This is a genomic window from Candidatus Accumulibacter sp. ACC003 (genome assembly GCF_907163085.1).
Lineage (GTDB): Bacteria > Pseudomonadota > Gammaproteobacteria > Burkholderiales > Rhodocyclaceae > Accumulibacter.
Genome location: NZ_CAJQTX010000006.1, coordinates 252,222 through 271,009, shown reverse-complemented (window position 1 = coordinate 271,009; position 18,788 = coordinate 252,222). Strand labels below are relative to the sequence as shown.

The window sequence follows — 18,788 nt, the reverse complement described above, 5'->3', positions numbered from 1 at the left end:
TTTCGTGATTGCTTGGGGTTCGGGTGTCGCTGCAGTAGCGACGATGGCTATCTTGATCGCTTGGAAAGCACAGATAAATGGCGCAAAAGCGATTTGATTGCTGCAGATTGCGCAGTAATATTTGACCCTATGGACATGCTCTCAGCGATGCAGGCGTTTGTGAAGATTGTCGATTCCGGCAGCCTGACCGCGGCTGCGGAAGCGCTCGCGGTCTCGCAGCCGTCGATGGTCCGCACGCTGGCAGCGCTCGAACGCGAAGTCGGCGTCAGGCTGTTGAACCGCACGACGCGACGCATGGCGCTGACCGACGAAGGCCGCGAATACTGCGCACGTTGCCGCGCCATTCTGGCGGCGGTCGACGACGCGCAGGCGAGTCTGAGCGCACGCCGCGTCGAGCCGCGCGGCAAGCTGCGAATCACCGCTTCGGTGCCCTTCGGCCGCCGCTTCGTGACGCCGGTGGTCATCGACTTCCTGGCCGCACAGCCGCAGATGCATATCGAACTGCTGTTGCTCGACCGACTGACCGATCTGCTCGAAGAAGGCATCGATCTCGCGGTGCGGCTGGCGCCGCTACCCGATTCGTCAATGGTCGCCGTGCCGATCGGCCACACGCGCCGCCTGATCGTCGGCAGCGCGGCCTTGCTCGCGCGCCGCGGTGCGCCGCAGACCCCTGCTGATCTGGCCGGCGCGCCTTGCGTCAGTTTCACCGGGCTGGTGTCGCCCGGCGAGTGGGAGATCCGCGACGACCACAAGGCGCTACGGCTAGCCGTGCACAGCGTGCTGACGACCAACCAGATCGACGCCGCCGTGCAGGCCTGTGTGCAGGGGCTGGGCTGGGGGCAGTTCTTTGACTACCACGTCCGCGACGAACTGCGCGCCGGTACGCTGCTCGAGGTTCTCGCCGACCAGCACACCCAGCGCACACCGGCGCACATCGTCTACCCGCAAGCGCGGCTGCTGTCGCCGAACGTGCGCGCATTCATCGATTTCGCCGCACCGAAGTTGCGGCTGGGGCTTGGTGATGCGGGCTGACCGGGGGGCTTGCTGAATTTGGCCGGTCGCTGAAGTCAGCGGAACAAAGGGCTGCAGAAAGCCCGCCAGAGACGACGTCCACGCCGTTTCGCTGTACATTGGACGACGGTAAGTCGCGGCGTCCGCAAATCTGCGGACGACCGCGGACACGTGTCGCACTATCAGGCCTTCGATCAGGGCTGTTGCCATGCCGAAAGCACTAACTCGATTGCTAGCGCTGCTGTCACCGTGGCAGCTACGGGCATTTTCATTCCTGCTCGTCGCGATAGTCGGCGCCTGCGACCTCGCGACCAGCTATGAACTGTCCATTTCGATCTTCTACACGATTCCCGTTGGCGTCGGCACATGGTACGTCGGTAGGCGCTTCGGCTTTCTTGTCTGCATCGTTTCCGCCATCACCTGGCTGGCGGTCGATTTTGCCTCGGAGCACCCGTTCAGCCATCCCGCCATACCGTTCTGGAATGCCAGCGTCCGGCTTGGCTATTTTGTCATCATCGCTTACCTTCTCGATCGCCTCCGCGGCGCCCTCGATTTTCAGGAATTGCTTGCCCAGGAGGATGGCCTCACCGGCCTTTTGAACGCTCGCACCTTCCGACAAAGATGCGACGCGATCTTCATGCTGGCCAAACGGCATGGCCGGCCGTTGGCTCTCGGCTATCTGGACCTGGATGGCTTCAAGGGCGTCAATGATAGCTTCGGCCACGCTGTCGGCGATGAGGTTCTGAAAGCAGTCGCGAGCGCGCTAAGCAAACGACTGCGCGCCTCCGACCTTGGCAGCCGCCTCGGCGGTGACGAGTTCGCCGTGCTGCTTCCAGAAACCGACCTGGCCGGCGCCCGAACGTTCTTTACCGAGTTGCACGAAAGTCTTGTCAAGCTTGCGGGTACGAACAGCTGGCCCGTTGGCTTCAGCATCGGCGTCGCCGTGTTCCACCATGCCAGGGCCAATCCCGACGATGCGCTGCGCTACGCCGACGGCCTGATGTACAAGGTCAAGAACTCGGGCAAGAACAACATTTTTTTCGAGGAATACGCCAGCGAAGCTGGTGGCGGCTAACGGTCATGACAGGTCGAGACACCCCAGACCATGAAAGTCATGACCGTTTCCCTCTTCCCCTGGCCCTTCTCTCGCAAGGGGAGACGGGAGTTTCGTGAGTCGCGTACGCGCAACTTTCACAGTAAGCCATCGCGCAAGCTGACGCGGCCGCGGCGTGCGGGCTCGCGTGCGGGAGGCGAAGCGTGTTGCTTGACCTCGCGTTGAACGCGTTGAACGGGGAGCCTTGATGGACGTGGAACTTGTCGAGGTTCGGGATTTCCTCGCCGAATACCCCCCTTTTTCCACACTCGACGCCAATTTGCTTAACGCGCTACCAAAAATGCTCTCGGTACGCTACCTGCGGCGTGGCAGTCGTTTCCCGCCGGCCGATGAAACGCAGCCCTGTCTCTACCTCGTCCGCAAGGGCGCGGTCGAACGCCGGAGCAGCGCCGGTGCGCTGCTCGACACGCTCTGCGAGGGCGATCTGTGCGCCGTCGATTGCCTTGCCGAGGGTGAATCGAGCATCGGCACGGCGATCGAGGACACTCTCGTCTACCTGCTGCCCTGCGCCACGCTGCGCGCCTTGCGCCGCGAACACGCAACGCTCGACGAGTATTTTGTGCGCAGCGCCGCCGAGCGTCTGCGGCTCGGCCGCGGCGCGCTGGAGCCCGCTTCGCAGGTGCGCTCGAGCCTGCTGACGCTAGCAGTCGGCGCCTTTGTCGAACGCCAGCCGGTGTGCGGCGCGCCGTCGCTGTCGATTCGGCAAGCCGCCGAGATCATGACCGCAGAGCGCGTTTCGGCGCTGCTGCTGGTCGATGCCGGGAAACTCTGCGGCATCGTGACCGATCGCGACCTGCGCGCCCGCTGCCTGGCCGCCGGGGTCGACTCCGCGACGCCGATCGCCCGCATCATGAGCAGCGATGTCGCCAGCATCGGCCCGGAAAGCGCCGCCTTCGAAGCACTGATGCTGATGACGCACAAGGGCATCCATCACTTGCCGGTGGTCGACGCCGCCGGTCTGCGCGGACTGCTGTCGAGCACCGACCTGATGCGCTGGCAAAGTGCCAATACGGTCTACCTCGCCGGACTGGTGCGCAAGTCCGAGGCGCTGGGCGATCTGGTCCGCGCCAGCGCCGAACTGCCTGAACTGCAGGTGCGAATGCAAGCCAACGGCGCCACACCGAGCCAGCTCGGACAGGCGGTTTCGTCGGTGAACGACGCGATCACCATCCGCCTGATCGAAATCACACAATGGCAGCTCGGGCCAGCGCCGGTCCCTTTCGCCTGGGTCGCCTGCGGCTCGCAGGGCCGCCACGAGCAGAGCGTGCATTCCGATCAGGACAACGCCTTGATCCTCGATGACCGCTTCGTCGAGCAACAGCATGGCGCGTATTTCGCAGCCCTTGCGCAGCACGTCAATGATGGCCTCAATGCCTGCGGCTACCGCTATTGCCCGGGCAAGGTGATGGCCAGTAACGCGGCCTGGCGAAAGCCGCAAAGCGGCTGGATCCAGGCATTTCGCGGCTGGATACGGCAGGCGGACACGATGGCGGCGATGCTCGCGGCGAATTTCCTCGACATGCGCACGGTCTTCGGCGAGGCGGCGCTGTTGACACCCTTGCATGCCGCGATCAACGCCTACTGTTCCCGCCACGACGCATTTCTTGCCCGCATGGTCGCCAATACCCTGAAAAACAAGCCGCCCCTGGGTTTCTTTCGCAACTTCACGCTAATCGCCGACGGTGATCACGCCGACGCTTTCGATATCAAGCGCGGCGGCCTGATCCCGATCACCGATCTCGCGCGCATCCACGCGCTGGCCGGCGGCCACGCCGAGATCGGCACGCTGGCGCGCTTGCGCGCGGCCGGCGGTTCGCCGGGGCTTGCCGCCGCCAGCGCCCAGGAACTCGAGGAAGCCTTCGAATACTTTGGCAGTCTGCGTCTTCGCCATCAGGTCGAGCAAATCCGCGGCGGCAGCACGCCCGACAACTTCATCTCGCCACGCTCGCTCACCGCGCTCGAGAAGAACTACCTGAAGCAAGCGTTCAAGGTCGTCGGCAGGATGCAGGACGTGTTGGCGCAACGTTACGCCGCACATCGCAGCCAATGATTTTCGAGCGCTTTCTGGGAGCTGATTTTCGCCGCCGCCGGCTACTGGCCAAAGCGCCAGCCGGTCCCTTGCGCGACTACCTGGCGACGCCTTTTCCGGCAAAAGAGTCCGCCAGCGGCGAAGTCGCCTATCTGGCGCTCGATCTCGAAACCACCGGCGGCGACCCGGAGCACGATGAAATCGTCAGCTTCGGCTGGGTTGCCGTGAACGGCAAGAGAATTGACCTGGCGACTGCGCAACATCGTGTCGTTCGCTTGCGCGCCGCGATCAGCCCGACGTCGGCGGTGATTCACCACATTACCGACGACGAAGCCGATCGTGGCTGCCGCCTTGAACAGGCCTTGGCCGAACTGCTCCAGGCACTCGCCGGGCGCGTGCTGATTGCCCACCGGGTCGAGACCGAGCTTGACTTTGTCGGTCGCGCCTGCGAGCGACTCTATGGCGGCCGCATCGTCATCCCGGCGGTCGACACGCTGCAGATCGCCATCCGCAAGCAGCAGCGTCGGCAGCAGATCCCCAGACGCGGCAGCTTGCGTCTGCATGCGCTGCGTGAAAAATACGGTTTGCCGCGCTACCGGGCGCACAACGCGCTGAGCGACGCGCTCTCGGCAGCAGAACTGTTCCTCGCGCAACAGGCCGACGCGCCAGGCGCGACACCGCTGAAATCCTGGCTATCACCAAGCGCCAGCCGCTTCGCCGCCTGAGCACGCCGCCGGCTTCCCCCAGCCCGAGAAACTACTTCACGTTGATCACGCGCATGCCGTACAGCTTGCCGCCGAGACGATCGAGAACGCGGATGGTCACCTGGCGCGGGGCGAAGCCGCCGGGCATCGGCACGCTGCCGTGGACGATCGCGTACTGGCCGACCTTGACCGCGACGGGATCGAGCGACACCGTCGTCTCGGTGCCGCCGGCGGTCTTGCCGGCGACGTGCAATTCCATTACGCCGGCCAAAGGGGCGCTTTGCGCGCGGTCGCTGGCGAAGACCATGTCATAGCCAAGCGCATCGCCGTCGACCGCGAAACGCACGGCGCGAATCTCGACAACGCCGCCACGCGGGTCAGCCGGCAGAGCCGCCAGCAAGGCCTCGACATCGTCGTGCTGGACGCCAAGGTTGCGCTGGCTGACCTTGAGTTCCTCAGAGACGCGCTCGTTCCTGGCCAGCGTCTCTTCGAGCTCCTTCCTGGTCTGCGCCAGTTCAGTGGCGAGACGCGAACGCTCCTGCGTTGCCGAATCGAAAGCCTCGCGCAGGCGAATGGTCGCGTCGGCCGACAAGCGCGGCGGCATGAGATTCTCCAGCACGTAGAACAGCGCGCCAGCGCCGATCGCTACACCGCAGAGCAGCACCCACAGCCAGTTCGGAAGCAAGCGGCGCGGCTGGCGTGAGGCATAGCGATCAAAGACAACGGGTTTGGATCGTCCGAACATTCACTATTGATTTCTTGTGTGGTGAAGCGGTAAGCGTACGACGTTCACCGCCTATGGCGCGGCTACAGGGAACGCTCGGCGAGGTCAGACGGCGACAGTTCAAGCGGGCGATCATCGATGCTCGGCGGCCTGGCCTGGTCGCGCCGTGGGCACAGCACACATGGCGCGGGCAAGGCCGACGCCCGCAGAAACCAACCGGACCGCCAAGCGAACCGCAGCGAGTATATGAGCCACCGTCGAGAGGTGTCAATCGCGAAGCAGCCCGGCAAGGAGTCCCAGCGGCGGCCATCAGGTTCTGGCGCACTCGTGCAGCGTGGCACGCTGCATCAAACATACGAGGCCACGCAGCGCGAGCGACGGTGTGGGTGCGTGCCGCCTTTGTCGCGCCAACACAGCCTTCGCCCGCCACTGCTCGCGGGCGCGCGGCCGCCGCGACGCGGTCGGCAAGCTGCTATCATCGTCTCATGAACCTGACGCACCATACCGCCCCGTCCAGGCCCAGCCCCTATGGTCTGATTTCGGGCTGGGGGAAATTGATCCATGCCGGCGCGCTGCTCTTCGCGGCGGCGCTCTCCCCGTCCACTTATTCGCCAGCCATCCGGCGCGCGGTGGCCAACCGGATCTGCCGGACGGCTGCCCAGACGATACCCTTGTTCATTCTTCTTGCGGCGCTGTTCAGCCTGGTTCTCGTGCATATCGTCGTCGTCACCGCGCAGAGTTACGGCCTTTCGCAGTTTGCCCTTGGCATGGTCGTGCGCGTGCTCGTCGTCGAACTGCTGCCACTGTCCGCCGCACTGTACGTCGCACTGCGCACCGACACTGGCGCAGCGAGCGAGGACAACGCCCTACCAGGCGCCCTCGGCTTGCCGGTCGATACGCTGGCCGCGCGGCTCGAAGCCGCCCGGCTTTTGATCCTGCCGCGCGTGCTCGCCGACACCCTGACCGTCGTCGCGCTGATCGCCTTCGGCGGCACCCTCGCCATGCTGCTGGCCTACGTCGGCGTCTATGGCGTGACGCCCTGGGGCGTGGCCGCCTTCACGCGTACCGTCGGGCAGGTCTTCGACCCCGTCGTCACGCTGTCGCTGGCGCTGAAAACGCTGTTCTTTGCCGTCGCCGTGGCGACCATTCCCGCGCTCGCCAGCGCCGCTAGCGCGCGCGGCGGCGGCGGTCGCGACGCGGTGCTTAGGCAACGCCCGCCACGCCTGTTCATGGTGCTCATAGCGATCGAAATGCTGGCGCTGACGGCAGAATTCTACTAACGGTCATGACCTGTCGAGATACCCCAGATCATGAAAGTCATGGCCGTTCCCCCTCTTCCCCAACCCTTCCACCGCGAGGGGAGAAGGGAGCTTTGTGAGTCGCTTGCGCGACTTTCACATTAATTCTACCAACGAGCCTTTGACGCCAAGCCCCCTGCCCTGGGAAACCGCCAGCTGATACCCGAGACGACACCTGTGCCGACAACTGTCCGCTACGCCGAATTCAAGGCCGCCGCGCTGGTCGCCCTGACCATCGCGCTGATCGGCGCCTTCATCGTCTACGTGATGAGCGCGCGTGGCGTCTTCGAGGAAACCCAGCGCCTGGTACTGATCGCCGACAACTCGGAGGGCGTCAAGACCGGTATGGACCTGACCTTCTCGGGCTTTCCGATCGGCCGCGTGCGCCGTGCCGAGCTGGCAGCGGACGGCAATGTCCGCATCGTCGTCGATGTCAGCCAACAGGATGCGCACTGGCTGCGCAGCTCGAGCGTGTTCACCATGGAACGTAGCCTGGTCGGCGACATCAAGATCCGTGCCTTCTCGACCAATCTCGCCGACCCGCCGCTGCCCGACGGCGCCGAACGGGTAGTGTTGCGCGGCGACCTCGGCGAGCAGATCCCGCAGCTCATGGCGAGCATGCGCGCCGTGCTCGAAAACCTCGAACGGCTCTCGGCGGAGGACTCGCCGCTAAACGGCGCACTGCGCGACGTGCAGTCGGTCACCCAGCGGATGCAGGGTCCGTACGGCGCCATCGCCGGCGTGCTCGGCAGTGACGAAAACGCCAGGAAGCTGATCAGCACGCTCGACCACGCCAACACCCTGCTGGACAAGACCGACGTCCGCGTCTTCGGCAAGGGTGGCGTGATGGACGAATCGAAGGCCGCGATCAGGCAACTGCACGGCCTGCTGCGCGACGCCCGCGAGAACCTGAAGAAGGTCGACGCGCTACTGCTCGATGCGCAGGCCATTGCCGCCAGCACGCGCACCGCGACAGCCGACCTGGACGCGCTGCGCAGCGAGGTCGACGCCAGCCTGCGCAAAAGCGGCCGGCTGATCGACGCGCTTGACCGCAAATGGCCGTTCGCCCGCGACACCGAGATCAAGCTGCCATGACCCGCCGCTCGCTGCTTGCCGTCGGCGCGCCATCGATCGCCGCCTTGCTCCTCGCCAGCTGCGCTGGCGGACCACTGCCGCCCGCCTGGCAGACCGGCGCGCACGCCTCGCTGGAGGCGTTCACGGCGGCGTACCTGAACGGCAAGCGCCGCGTTGCCGACGCCGAATTCAGCCGCGCTCGCGCCGAACTCGCGCGCACCGGCCGCTTCGACCTGGTCGCCCGCGCCGAACTCGTCCGCTGCGCTGTCCGCGTCGCCAGCGTCGAGTTCGACGGCTGCCCCGGCTACGCCGCACTGGCGCAGGACGCCGGCCCCGCCGAAGACGCCTACGCCGCCTTCCTCGCCAATCGGCCGACCGATCCGGCGCTGCTGCCGCCCCAGTATCGCAGCCTGCGCGGCGGCGACGCCCTGAGCACTATCGAAGAGCCCCTGCCGCGCCTGATTGCCGCCGGCGTACGCCTCGAAAGGGGGCAACTGAACGCCGCCGACATCCAGACGGCGGTCGACACCGCCTCGGCACAAGGCTGGCGGCGGCCGCTGCTGGCCTGGCTGGGAGTCCAGGAAAAACGCGCCGCCAGCGCCAGCCAGGATGAGCTGGCGGCGAGCCTGCGGCGGCGGATTGAACTCGTTGGCGGTGAGCGTTAGCGAGGCGGCGACGAGACGATGGCAAGGCGGTGACAAGGCGCAGCGGCACCGGCCCGCGGCGTCGGCGATCGACCGCGTCAGCTGTCGTCGCGCGCACGGGTGCCGTCGAGCAGGTGCGTTTGGCAAGATTGGTCGCGACCTCTCGGCACGAAGCTCCTGGCTGACAAGCGTTTCGCATTTCCTGGCCGGGTCTTGATCTTCGTTGCAGCGTCTCTGAAGCGTTGTACTATGCGCGAAGAAATCCGTTCATCAAGACTGGCTTTCTGGCCACCATTTGCGTGTCTCAACTCTGGAGGAGTAAAAGAATGAAAAAAGCTCTACTGCTGTCGGCGCTCCTGGCGCTCTCGTCTTTCGCTGTTTCGGCCAAGGACTGGAAGGACATCCGCATGGCATCCGAAGGTGCCTACCCGCCGTTCAATGAAGTCTCCGGCGACGGCGCCTTGAAGGGCTTCGATATTGATATCGGCAATGCCCTGTGCGCCGAGATGAAAGCCAAATGCAGCTGGGTGAAGCAGGAGTGGGACGGCATGATCCCGGCCTTGATGGCACGCAAGTTCGACGCCATCGTCGCCTCGATGTCGATCACCGCAGAAAGAAAAGCCAAGGTCGACTTCACCAACAAGTACTACGCGTCACCGGTGGTCCTGATCGCCAAGGACGGCTCGCCGCTGCGGCCTGACCTCGCCACTCTCAAGGGCAAGAAGATCGCTGTTCAGCGCGGCACGGTTTCCGACCACTTCGCGACCAAGTACTGGGATGGCAAGGGTGTCGAAGTTGTTCGCTACGGCAAACAGGATGAAGCCTACCTGGACCTCAAGTCGGGCCGCGTCGATGGCACCTTTGCCGACTACTGAGAAGCCTACGGCGGTTTCCTGACCAAGCCCGAAGGCGCCGGCTACAGCGTCGCCGGCGACCAGTACTTCGGCAAGAACGCCGAGGAGCGTGCGGTCATCGGCGAAGGCATCGGTATCGCCATCCGCAAGAAGGACAAGGACCTCAAGGAGCAACTCAACAAGGCGCTCGCCGCGATCCGGGCCAATGGCACCTACGACGAAATCCGCAAGAAGTACTTCCCGATGGACATCTACGGCCAGTAATTCCTGTAACTCCTCGCCTCGCTACGCCGGCCGCCGACGCGGCTGGCGTTTGCTGACCCGGCCGCGCGCGCAACCCGAGAAAGTAGCCGCCCATGGATGCCCTGATCGAATACTCACCGAGCTTGCTGGCCGGCGCCTGGATCACCCTCAAGGTGGCCATCCTGTCGCTGCTGCTGGCCATCAGCACGGGCCTGATCGGCGCCGCCTGCAAGCTGTCGAAGATCGCACCGCTGCGCTGGTGGACAGCCTTCTATACCACCGTCGCGCGCGGCGTCCCCGACCTGGTGATGATGCTCTTGGTCTTTTATGGCGGGCAGGTCCTGATCAATCAGGTCAGCGACTATTTCGAATGGGAAATGATCGAGCTGAATGCCTTTGTCGCCGGCGTGTTGACCATCGGCTTGATTTTTGGCGCGTACTTCACCGAAACCTTTCGTGGCGCGTTTCAAGCCGTACCGGCGGGCCAGATGGAAGCCGGCCGCGCCTACGGGATGAGCAGCTGGCAGGCTTTCTGGCGCATCCTTTTCCCGCAGATGCTGCGCTACGCACTGCCGGGTATCGGTAACAACTGGCTGGTGCTGCTGAAGAGCACCGCCATCGTCTCGATGATCGGCCTCTCGGACATGACCTGGCTGGCCGACCAGGCGGGCCGCACGACGCATCAGCCGTTCATTTTCTATCTCGCCGTCTGCGCTCTCTACCTGGCGATGACCAGCGTCTCGAATGCCCTGATGCAAAAGCTCGAACGCCGCTACAACGTCGGCGTCCGGGAAGCGAACGTCTAGAGGAGCGACGCATGGAATGGTTTGATCTGACCGTCGTTACCGGCAGCCTGCCCGAATTCTGGCGCGGCCTGTGGATGACGCTGCATCTGACGGCGATCGCCCTCGTCGTCGGTTTTGTCGTCGCCGTGCCGCTGGCGATCGCGCGCGTGTCGAAGAACTCCTGGGTGAGCGCGCCGGTGCGCGCCTACACCTACTTCTTCCGCGGCACGCCGATGCTCGTCCAGTTGCTGCTGATCTACTACGGCATCGGTCAGAGCGAATGGATACAGGGCATGTGGGAAACCGGCAACGCCTTCTGGCTACTGTTCCGCGACGCCTATTTCTGCGCCCTGTTGGCGTTCACCCTGAACACCTGCGCCTACCAGCTCGAAATGTTTGCCGGCGCGATCCGCAACACGCCGCACGGCGAAGTCGAGGCCGCCACGGCAATGGGCATGACGCGCGCCACGGCGCTGCGCAGAATCATTCTGCCGTCGGCCCTGCGGCGGGCGCTGCCACCGCTGAGCAACGAAGTGATTCTGATGCTGCAAGGCTCGGCGATTGCCAGCGCGGTGACACTGGTCGACCTGACCGGCGCGGCCCGCAACGTCTATTCGCGCCATTACGCGCCTTTCGAAGCGTTCATTTTTGCCGGACTGCTCTACCTGGCGGTGACCTTCATCCTGGTCGGGCTGTTCCGACTCGCCGAATACCGCTGGCTGGCGCATCTGCAGCCGCGTCGCAACGGCAGCGCCAGCGCCCAAGAAGACTGATCAGAAAGACTGCCATGGCCCACAAGGCGAGCAAGGAACTCCTCCGCGTCGAAAACCTGCACAAGCAGTACGGCGACAACGAAGTACTCAAAGGCGTGTCGCTGACCGCCAATTCGGGCGACGTGATCAGCATCATCGACTCTTCGGGTTCCGGCAAGAGCACTTGGCTGCGCTGCATCAACTTCCTTGAGTTGCCGACCTCGGGACGGATCATCGTCGGCGGTGAAGAGGTCAAGCTGCTTCCGGGCAGCAACCAGGATGCGCTGCAGGTGGCCGACCCGAAGCAGCTGCAGAAAATTCGCACGCGGCTGTCGATGGTCTTCCAGCACTTCAATCTCTGGAGCCACATGACGGTCCTGCAAAACGTCATCGAAGCGCCGATACACGTCCTTGGCCTGCCCAAAAAAGAGGCGATGGAACGGGCCGAACGCTATCTCGAACGCGTCGGCGTCTGGCAATTCCGCGACACCTATCCGGCACACATGTCGGGTGGCCAACAACAGCGCGTGGCGATCGCGCGCGCTCTGGCGATGGAACCCGAGGCGCTGTTGTTTGACGAACCCACATCGGCACTCGACCCGGAGCTGGTTGGCGAAGTCCTCAAGGTGATGCGCTCGATCGCCGACGAGGGCCGCACCATGCTCGTCGTCACGCACGAAATGGCCTTTGCGCGCGAAGTCGCGAACCACGTCATTTTCGTCCATCAGGGTCGCGTCGAGGAAGAAGGCGACCCGCGCGAAGTGTTGACCAAGCCAAGCAGCGAACGTCTGCAGCAATTCCTGTCGGGCAACCTCAAGTAGTCGCCACGGCGACCGCGCCAGCACGCAGCGAAGCGGGCCCGCGCGGCAGAACGCAGGTGATCCACCAGGCCATCAGCCGCGATACGTCTGCAGGTGAATGCTCGTCTCGGTACTCTGAATCCCCTTGATCAAACGGACGCGCTCGAGCACCGACGACAGCTCCGACAAATTGGCGGCGCGCAGGCCGGCGAGCAGGTCCCAGCGACCGTTGGTATCGTGGATCTCGGCGACGCCGGGTTCGCCGAGGAGGCTGGCGATCACCGCCCGCGTTTCGTTGCCTTCGACGGCAATGCTCATCCACGCGTGAATCTCGTTCGGTCGCGCGTCGGGCCGCAAGCGAACCGTGTAGCCGACGATCACGCCGTCGTCTTCGAGACGCGTGATGCGGTTGGTGACGGTGCCGCGTGCGACCTTGAGGCGGTGCGCCAGGGCAGCGACGGTGAGACGAGCGTCGCCGCGCAAGAGGCTGATCAGTTGCTGGTCAAGCGCATCCATATTGGTCAATTCGTCAGTTTGATCGTTCACTTTGCCAATATTCTGACAAAATTGATACAGGATTGACGATTCTGTTTGACACCGACTTGCTTCACTATGGCCTCATCGCAATACATAAAAGAGGAGACCAGCATGTCGCAGAACAGCCCACTCAAGCACGACGCTGGCAGACGCGTCAGCACGCAATTTCTCAGCGCCGAACGCGTCGCCGAGGTCATCAACAAGAAGGGACTCGGCGCATGCATCGCCGGTGTCGCGGCCTATATCGAAGAGGATTTCCGGCGCTGGAACGATTTCGACAAGTGCGCCCGCGTCGCCAATCACTCCGCCGTCGGCGTCATCGAACTAATGCCGGTGGCCGACGCCACGACCTATGCCTTCAAGTACGTCAACGGCCACCCGGCGAACTACCGCCAGCAGCTGCCGACGGTGATGGCCTTCGGCGTGCTCGCCGACGTCGCCAGCGGTGTGCCGCTGCTGGTCAGCGAACTGACGATCACCACGGCGATACGCACGGCGGCAATGTCGGCCGTCGCGGCGCGTGCCCTGGCGCGTCCGGACAGCAGGAGCATGGCCTTGATCGGCAATGGTGCGCAGAGCGAGTTTCAGGCGCTGGCCTTCCATCGCCTGCTCGGCATCGAGACCTTCCATCTCTTCGACATCGACGCCGGCGCCACCGACAAGCTGCTCGCCAACCTCGCCGGCATCGGCCTGCACGGCAAGCGCTTCAGTGACGCCCGCAGCGCCGTCAAGGGCTGCGACATCGTCACCACGGTCACCGCCGACAAGAGCAACGCGACGATCCTGACGCCGGACATGATCGAAGCCGGCATGCACATCAACGGCGTCGGCGGCGATTGCCCGGGCAAGACCGAGTTGCACGCCGACGTGCTGCGCATGGGACCGGTATTCTGCGAGTTCGAGCCGCAGTCGCGTATCGAAGGCGACATGCAGCAGATGCCTGCTGACTTCCCGGTCACCGAAATCTGGCGCGTCCTCGCCGGCAGCGTGCGCGGTCGCCACAGCGCCGAGCAGGTGACGATCTACGATTCCGTCGGCTTCGCGCTCGAAGACTACTCGGCGCTGCGCTACATGCGCGATGTGGCGGCCGAACTCAAAATGACGGAAACTATCTCGCTGATTCCGAACCTGGCCAACCCGAAAAACCTCTTCGGCTTCCTCGCCGAACATCGCGGTGCCCAGGGACAGCTGCTGGCCGCACTCGCGGCGGCCGCCTGATTCATCAACGAGGAGATTGCAGCCTGTGCCGAGCACTCTTGCCGTCAGCCTGATCGGCGTTCCCACCGACGTCGGTGCCGGAACGCCGGGCGCCCGCATGGGGCCGGAGGCGCTGCGCGTCGCCGGCATCGCCAGGGCGATCGCCCAGTTTGGTGTCGAGGTCAGGGATTGCGGCAACCTCAGCGGCCCGGCCAACCCTGACTTGCCGGCGGTCGATGGTTTTCGCAACATGCGTGAAGTCGTCGCCTGGAACCGCAGCGTGCACCAGGCGGTGCATGGCGAACTGCAGGACGGGCGCCTGCCGATCATGCTCGGCGGCGACCACTGCCTGGCGATCGGTTCGATCAGCGCCGTCGCGCGCCATTGCCGCGACAGCGGGCGGACCCTGCGGGTGTTGTGGTTCGACGCACACGCCGACTTCAACACCGCGACGATGACCCCCAGCGGCAACATCCATGGCATGCCGGGAGCTTGCCTGTGCGGGCACGGCCCAACGCCGCTGATAGAAATCGGCGGTCACGTACCGGCGATGTCGCCGCACGAATTCCGCCAGATCGGCATTCGTAGCGTCGACGAAGGCGAAAAGCGCTTCCTCGCCGAACTCGGCATCGAAGTTTTCGACATGCGCTACGTTGACGAGGTCGGCATGCGCCAAACGATGGAGCAGGCGCTCGCCGGCGTCGATTCGGAAACGCACTTGCACGTCAGCCTCGACGTCGATTTCCTCGATCCGGAAATCGCGCCGGGCGTGGCGACCACGGTACGCGGCGGCCCGACCTACCGCGAGGCACAACTGTGCATGGAAATGATCGCCGATACCGGCCGGCTGGGTTCGCTCGACATCGTCGAACTCAACCCCGCTCTGGACCTGCGCAACATGACGGCAGAATTGGCCGTGGACCTCGTCGAGAGCCTCTTCGGCAAGAGCACGCTGATGCGCATGCACCAGTAAGTCTTGGCCGGCAGGCCGCTGCCTGGATCGCGGCGATGGCGGCCGCTTGCGCAAACGAAGTCCGGCGCGCCGCCGCGAGAATAGTGGAGCCTTGGCGAAGGGCCGCTTGACGATCGCCAGCAAGGTAAACCTGGCAAGCTAGCCGTGCAGCGGATATGCTGGCGAAGTAATCGCCCCTGGTCGCTCGAACGCTGGCCGCGTGAGATCGCCACTGGCCCTTGTCGATTCTCTCGTAAATCATTGTTTTGTATCCGAGGATTCTCGATGAACTCAAAATATTCCCGGTCGTGTGCGCTGCTTTCGGCACTGCTGCTCGCGGTGTCACCGACGATGGCGCAGCAATCCCCGGCGACGGCGGCGCCGCAAGCGGCGTCGGCAGCTCCGGCGCCGCAGACCTTCTCGCAGGAGGACCTCGACCGGCTGCTGGCGCCGATTGCGCTCTATCCCGACGCGCTGCTGGCGCAGATCCTGATGGCCTCGACGTATCCGCTGGAAGTCGTTGAAGCGGCGCGCTGGTCGAAAGCCAACGCCAGGCTCAACGGCACGGCGTTTGAGGACGCGATGAGCAGGCAGCAATGGGACCCGGCGGTCAAGTCGCTGACTTCGGTGCCGGAAGTGCTCAAGCAGATGAACGACAACCTCAGCTGGACGCAGAAACTCGGTGATGCCTTCCTCGCCCAGCAGCAGGCGGTGATGGACACCGTGCAGGCCTTGCGCGCCCGCGCCGACGCCACCGGCAACCTCAAGTCGAGCGACCAGCAGGTGGTGAAAACCGAGACGCAGGGCAGTCAGACGATTTACGTCGTCGAGTCGCCGAAGCCCGAGGTGGTCTACGTTCCGACCTACAACCCGAGCGTGGTCTACGGCAGCTGGTGGTATCCGACGCCGCCCTACTACATGTATCCGCCAGCCTACGTCTATCCGCCCGGCCTGGTCTTCGCCACCGGCGTTCTCGTCGGCGCGGCGATCTGGGGAGCGTGCAACTGGGGTTGGGGGCGCAGCAGCGTCAACGTCAACGTCAATCGTTACAACTCGTTCAACCGCACGCGGATCAGCAACAACAACTGGAACCACAACGTGAACCACCGGCGCGGCGTCGCCTATCGCGACCAGAACGTCGCGCGCCAGTACAATCGCGGCGGCAACGCCTCGGCAGCGCAGGCGCGCGAGAATTTCCGCGGCCGCGCCGACAGCGGCCGCTCGGACCTCAAGGGAATGGACCGCGGCGAGCTGAACGATCGCGCCCGCAACGCCAATCGCGGCGCCAGCGCGGCGACCCGCGACAAGGCCGTCGCCGCCGGTGCAGGACGGGCGAACGCCGGCCAGCGCATGGACGGCGGCGCCAGGGCGAATGCCGGCCAGCGCATCGACAGCGGTGGCGCCAGAGCGAATGCCGGCAACCGTATGGACACGGCGCGCAACAATGCCAGCAGTCGAGCAGGCGGCGGTGCTTTCTCCGGTGCCGGCAATGGCCGCTCGACGCGCGAAGCCAGCCAGCGCGGCAACGCCAGCCGCGCCCAGATGAGCAACCGCGGCGGTGGTGGCGGCGGTCATCGTGGTGGCGGTGGCGGTGGTCGTGGCGGTGGCGGCCGTGGTCGCTAGAGCGCCCTGCCCCCCCATTTCAGCGGAGAACAAGACGATGAAACTCAAGCACACGATGAAGACGCTGGCGGTCGCCCTGATGTTCGCGACAGCCGCCCCAACGCTCGCCGCGCCAGCGACAGCGCCTGCGCAGAAGGTCGTTCACAGTACTTTTGCAAGCCCTGCCGACGCCGCCACGGCGCTCGCCGAAGCCGTCCGCACCGAAGATCCGGAAGCGCTACTGGCGGTCGTCGGCCCGAACTCGCGGCGCTGGCTGTTCAGCGGCGACGGCGTCGCCGACCGCGAGGACTGGAAGAAATTCCTCGCCGCCTACGATCAGAAGCACAGCATCAGCGAGACCCCGAATGGCCAGGCCGAGCTGCTGGTCGGCGACAGCGACTGGTCTTTCCCGGCACCTCTGGTGCACCGCAGCGACGGCTGGGTATTCGATGCCGAAGCCGGCCGCGAGGAGATTACCAACCGGCGCATCGGCCGCAATGAGCTTGACACCATCCAGACGCTGCTGGCGATCGTCGATGCGCAACGTGAGTACGCCGCTGACGATATGGACGGCAACGGCTACAACGACTACGCGCGTCGTTTCTTGTCGAGCAAGGGCCACCGGGATGGGCTGTACTGGCCCGTCGAGGAAGGTCAGCCGCCCAGCCCGCTGGGACCGCTGGTCGCCGATGCGGCGCGCGAGGGCTACTCCGGCAGCAAAGCCACGGACGTCGAGCCGAGGCCTTATCACGGCTATCGCTACCGGATGCTGACCGCCGAGGGCAAGAACGCGCCCGGCGGCGCCTACAGCTATCTGGTCGACGACAAGATGATCGGCGGCTTTGCGGTTCTCGCCTATCCTGCCCGCTACGACGCCTCGGGAATCATGACCTTCATCGTCAACCACGACGGTACGGTCTACCAGAAAGACCTGGGCAAGAATACCGCGACGGCGGCGCTCAAGATGCGTAGCTACAATCCCGATGCCAGCTGGACGGCCGTGCATTAGCCCTCGCCGCTGGCGCGTCTGACGGCGTCAGGCGCGCCAGCGGTTCGGGTCAAGGCGCGGCGACGCGCTCGAACAGCGCGATCGACTCGACGTGCGAGGTGTGCGGAAACATGTTGACGACGCCGGCGCCAGCCAGGCGATAACCCTTCTGGCCAACCAGGATGGCCGCATCACGCGCCAGAGTCGACGGGCTGCACGAGACGTAAACGATGCGCCGCGGGCGATCGCGAGCATCGGCGGCGAGCGCCTTGACGAGTTCGAGCGCGCCGTCGCGCGGCGGATCGATCAGCATCTTGTCGAGCTTGCCGAAAGCGGCGACGCTTTCTGCGGTCGCTGCGAAGAGGTTGGCGACCCGATACTCGACGAGAGCGTCCAGGCCATTCGCCGCGGCGTTCTCGGCGGCCCGGCCGACCAGCTCGGCGCTGCCCTCGACGCCGAGAACCTGTGCGCCACAGCGAGCCATCGCCAGCGCGAAGTTGCCGAGCCCGCAAAACATGTCGCCGACGCGCTCGCCGGGTTGCGGATCGAGCAGCCGCATCGCGCGCCGTACCAGCACCCGATTGATCGAATGATTGACCTGCGTGAACTCGGTCGGCAAGAAAAAATGCTCGACGCCGAAGTCGGGGAGCAGATACGAAAGCGGCGGCGCAGCTAGCGGATGGAAGCGGTAAGCGCTGGCCGGCCCTTGCGGCTGCAGGTAGAAGACCACGCCGTGGCGGTCGGCAAAATCGCGCAGCAGCGTCTCGTCGTCGGCGCTCGGTGCTTCGAGAACACGCAAGACCAGCGCCGTTATCCGCTCGCCGACGGCCACCTCGATCTGCGGCAGACGGTCGCGGATCGACAGCGCAGCGATCAGCTCGCGTAGCGGCAGCAGCAGCGCCGAAAGATGCGCGGGCAGGATTTCGCACTGGCGCATGTCGGCGACGTAGCGGCTGTTGCGCTCGTGGAAGCCGACCAGCACGCCGCCCTTCTTGGGTACATGGCGAACCGACAGGCGGGCGCGGCCGCGGTAAGCCCACGCCGGCCCATGAATCGGCGCGTAGAGTTGCGCGGCCGTGAGTTCGCCGATATGCCGCAGATTGTCCTCGAGCAGCCGCTGCTTGGCGGCCACCTGTGCGTCGGCGTCAAGATGCTGCATGCTGCAACCGCCGCAGACGCCGAAGTGCGGGCAACGCGGCCGCACGCGCGCCGCCGATTCGTCCAGGACACGCAGGCTGCGCGCCTGCTCGTAGGTGGGTTGGCGACGGTAGACGGCGTATTCGACGCGTTCGCCCGGCAAGGCGCCGGTGACGAACACCGTCTTGCCCTCGAGGGTCGTGACGCCGCGTCCCTCGTGGTCCAGCGAGGCAATGATTCCGATGGGCATGCGATGCTTTCGCAGAAATAATCGGCGATTCTATCCCGAATGCCCGCTCGGCTCACCGGCCGATGGGCCAAGCGAGATCGCCAAGCCCGCGGG

Annotated in this window: 18 protein-coding genes and 1 pseudogene; 15 read left to right on the top strand and 4 right to left on the bottom strand. The window is 64.9% G+C overall.

Annotation, left to right across the window (positions count from 1 at the left end):
- The first annotated feature begins 129 nt into the window (after positions 1-129).
- Positions 130-1,032 carry a LysR family transcriptional regulator gene (locus QZ656_RS14485; protein WP_291994067.1) on the top strand — a complete coding sequence of 301 codons (903 nt, stop codon included), beginning with the start codon at positions 130-132 and terminating at the stop codon, positions 1,030-1,032.
- Positions 1,033-1,279: 247 nt separating this feature from the next.
- On the opposite strand, the gene QZ656_RS14480 is transcribed toward QZ656_RS14485, so the two are convergent.
- Positions 1,280-1,666 carry a hypothetical protein gene (locus tag QZ656_RS14480; protein WP_291994231.1) on the bottom strand — a complete coding sequence of 129 codons (387 nt, stop codon included), beginning with the start codon at positions 1,664-1,666 and terminating at the stop codon, positions 1,280-1,282.
- Between QZ656_RS14480 and QZ656_RS14475 the strand changes: the two genes are divergently transcribed.
- The 3 genes from QZ656_RS14475 to QZ656_RS14465 all read left to right on the top strand — a co-directional run bounded on the left by QZ656_RS14475 (position 1,574) and on the right by QZ656_RS14465 (position 4,879).
- The gene (locus QZ656_RS14475; RefSeq protein ID WP_291994222.1) at positions 1,574-2,086 is read left to right on the top strand and encodes a GGDEF domain-containing protein; all 513 of its coding nucleotides are present in this window, start codon (positions 1,574-1,576) and stop codon (positions 2,084-2,086) included. The two genes, QZ656_RS14480 and QZ656_RS14475, sit on opposite strands and share 93 nt — an antisense overlap.
- Before the next feature lie 226 nt (positions 2,087-2,312).
- Positions 2,313-4,175: a DUF294 nucleotidyltransferase-like domain-containing protein gene (locus tag QZ656_RS14470; protein ID WP_291994066.1), complete on the top strand. Its 1,863-nt coding sequence runs from the start codon at positions 2,313-2,315 to the stop codon at positions 4,173-4,175.
- Positions 4,172-4,879, top strand: a complete 708-nt coding sequence (locus QZ656_RS14465) for an exonuclease domain-containing protein (protein ID WP_291994065.1) — start codon at positions 4,172-4,174, stop codon at positions 4,877-4,879. Before QZ656_RS14470 ends, QZ656_RS14465 begins: the two co-directional genes overlap by 4 nt.
- Positions 4,880-4,910: 31 nt before the next feature.
- On the opposite strand, the gene QZ656_RS14460 is transcribed toward QZ656_RS14465, so the two are convergent.
- Complete coding sequence (locus QZ656_RS14460; protein ID WP_291994064.1) at positions 4,911-5,603, bottom strand: hypothetical protein; 693 nt, start codon at positions 5,601-5,603, stop codon at positions 4,911-4,913.
- A 464-nt stretch (positions 5,604-6,067) separates the two neighbouring features.
- Here QZ656_RS14460 and QZ656_RS14455 point away from each other — a divergent pair, with 464 nt between their 5' ends.
- From QZ656_RS14455 to QZ656_RS14425, 7 genes and pseudogenes are all read left to right on the top strand, one after another.
- Complete coding sequence (locus QZ656_RS14455; protein ID WP_291994063.1) at positions 6,068-6,862, top strand: ABC transporter permease; 795 nt, start codon at positions 6,068-6,070, stop codon at positions 6,860-6,862.
- Positions 6,863-7,057: 195 nt separating this feature from the next.
- Positions 7,058-7,975 (top strand): MlaD family protein, encoded by a 918-nt coding sequence (locus QZ656_RS14450; protein ID WP_291994062.1) that lies wholly within the window; start codon positions 7,058-7,060, stop codon positions 7,973-7,975.
- On the top strand, positions 7,972-8,619 hold the full coding sequence (locus tag QZ656_RS14445) for a hypothetical protein (protein ID WP_291994061.1): 648 nt from the start codon (positions 7,972-7,974) through the stop codon (positions 8,617-8,619). Before QZ656_RS14450 ends, QZ656_RS14445 begins: the two co-directional genes overlap by 4 nt.
- 305 nt (positions 8,620-8,924) lie before the next feature.
- Positions 8,925-9,716 (top strand): annotated as a pseudogene (locus tag QZ656_RS14440) (ABC transporter substrate-binding protein).
- A 92-nt stretch (positions 9,717-9,808) separates the two neighbouring features.
- Entirely contained in the window at positions 9,809-10,501 is a 693-nt protein-coding gene (locus tag QZ656_RS14435) for an ABC transporter permease (RefSeq protein WP_291994060.1), read from the top strand.
- Positions 10,502-10,512: 11 nt separating this feature from the next.
- Positions 10,513-11,253: an ABC transporter permease gene (locus QZ656_RS14430; RefSeq protein ID WP_291994059.1), complete on the top strand. Its 741-nt coding sequence runs from the start codon at positions 10,513-10,515 to the stop codon at positions 11,251-11,253.
- A gap of 14 nt (positions 11,254-11,267) precedes the next feature.
- Complete coding sequence (locus QZ656_RS14425) at positions 11,268-12,053, top strand: ATP-binding cassette domain-containing protein (RefSeq protein ID WP_291994058.1); 786 nt, start codon at positions 11,268-11,270, stop codon at positions 12,051-12,053.
- Positions 12,054-12,125: 72 nt separating this feature from the next.
- On the opposite strand, the gene QZ656_RS14420 is transcribed toward QZ656_RS14425, so the two are convergent.
- On the bottom strand, positions 12,126-12,548 hold the full coding sequence (locus QZ656_RS14420; RefSeq protein WP_291994221.1) for an Lrp/AsnC family transcriptional regulator: 423 nt from the start codon (positions 12,546-12,548) through the stop codon (positions 12,126-12,128).
- 132 nt (positions 12,549-12,680) lie between these two features.
- On the opposite strand from QZ656_RS14420, the gene QZ656_RS14415 reads away from it, so the two are divergent.
- From QZ656_RS14415 to QZ656_RS14400, 4 genes are all read left to right on the top strand, one after another.
- Positions 12,681-13,787: an ornithine cyclodeaminase gene (locus tag QZ656_RS14415; protein WP_291994057.1), complete on the top strand. Its 1,107-nt coding sequence runs from the start codon at positions 12,681-12,683 to the stop codon at positions 13,785-13,787.
- A 25-nt stretch (positions 13,788-13,812) separates the two neighbouring features.
- The gene (gene rocF / locus QZ656_RS14410; protein ID WP_291994056.1) at positions 13,813-14,739 is read left to right on the top strand and encodes an arginase; all 927 of its coding nucleotides are present in this window, start codon (positions 13,813-13,815) and stop codon (positions 14,737-14,739) included.
- A gap of 264 nt (positions 14,740-15,003) precedes the next feature.
- Complete coding sequence (locus QZ656_RS14405; RefSeq protein ID WP_291994055.1) at positions 15,004-16,341, top strand: DUF3300 domain-containing protein; 1,338 nt, start codon at positions 15,004-15,006, stop codon at positions 16,339-16,341.
- A gap of 37 nt (positions 16,342-16,378) precedes the next feature.
- Positions 16,379-17,329 (top strand): DUF2950 domain-containing protein, encoded by a 951-nt coding sequence (locus tag QZ656_RS14400; RefSeq protein ID WP_291994054.1) that lies wholly within the window; start codon positions 16,379-16,381, stop codon positions 17,327-17,329.
- Positions 17,330-17,378: 49 nt separating this feature from the next.
- Here the strand turns inward: QZ656_RS14400 and rlmD are convergent, their stop codons facing one another.
- Entirely contained in the window at positions 17,379-18,695 is a 1,317-nt protein-coding gene (gene rlmD / locus QZ656_RS14395; protein WP_291994053.1) for a 23S rRNA (uracil(1939)-C(5))-methyltransferase RlmD, read from the bottom strand.
- Positions 18,696-18,788: the final 93 nt, after the last annotated feature.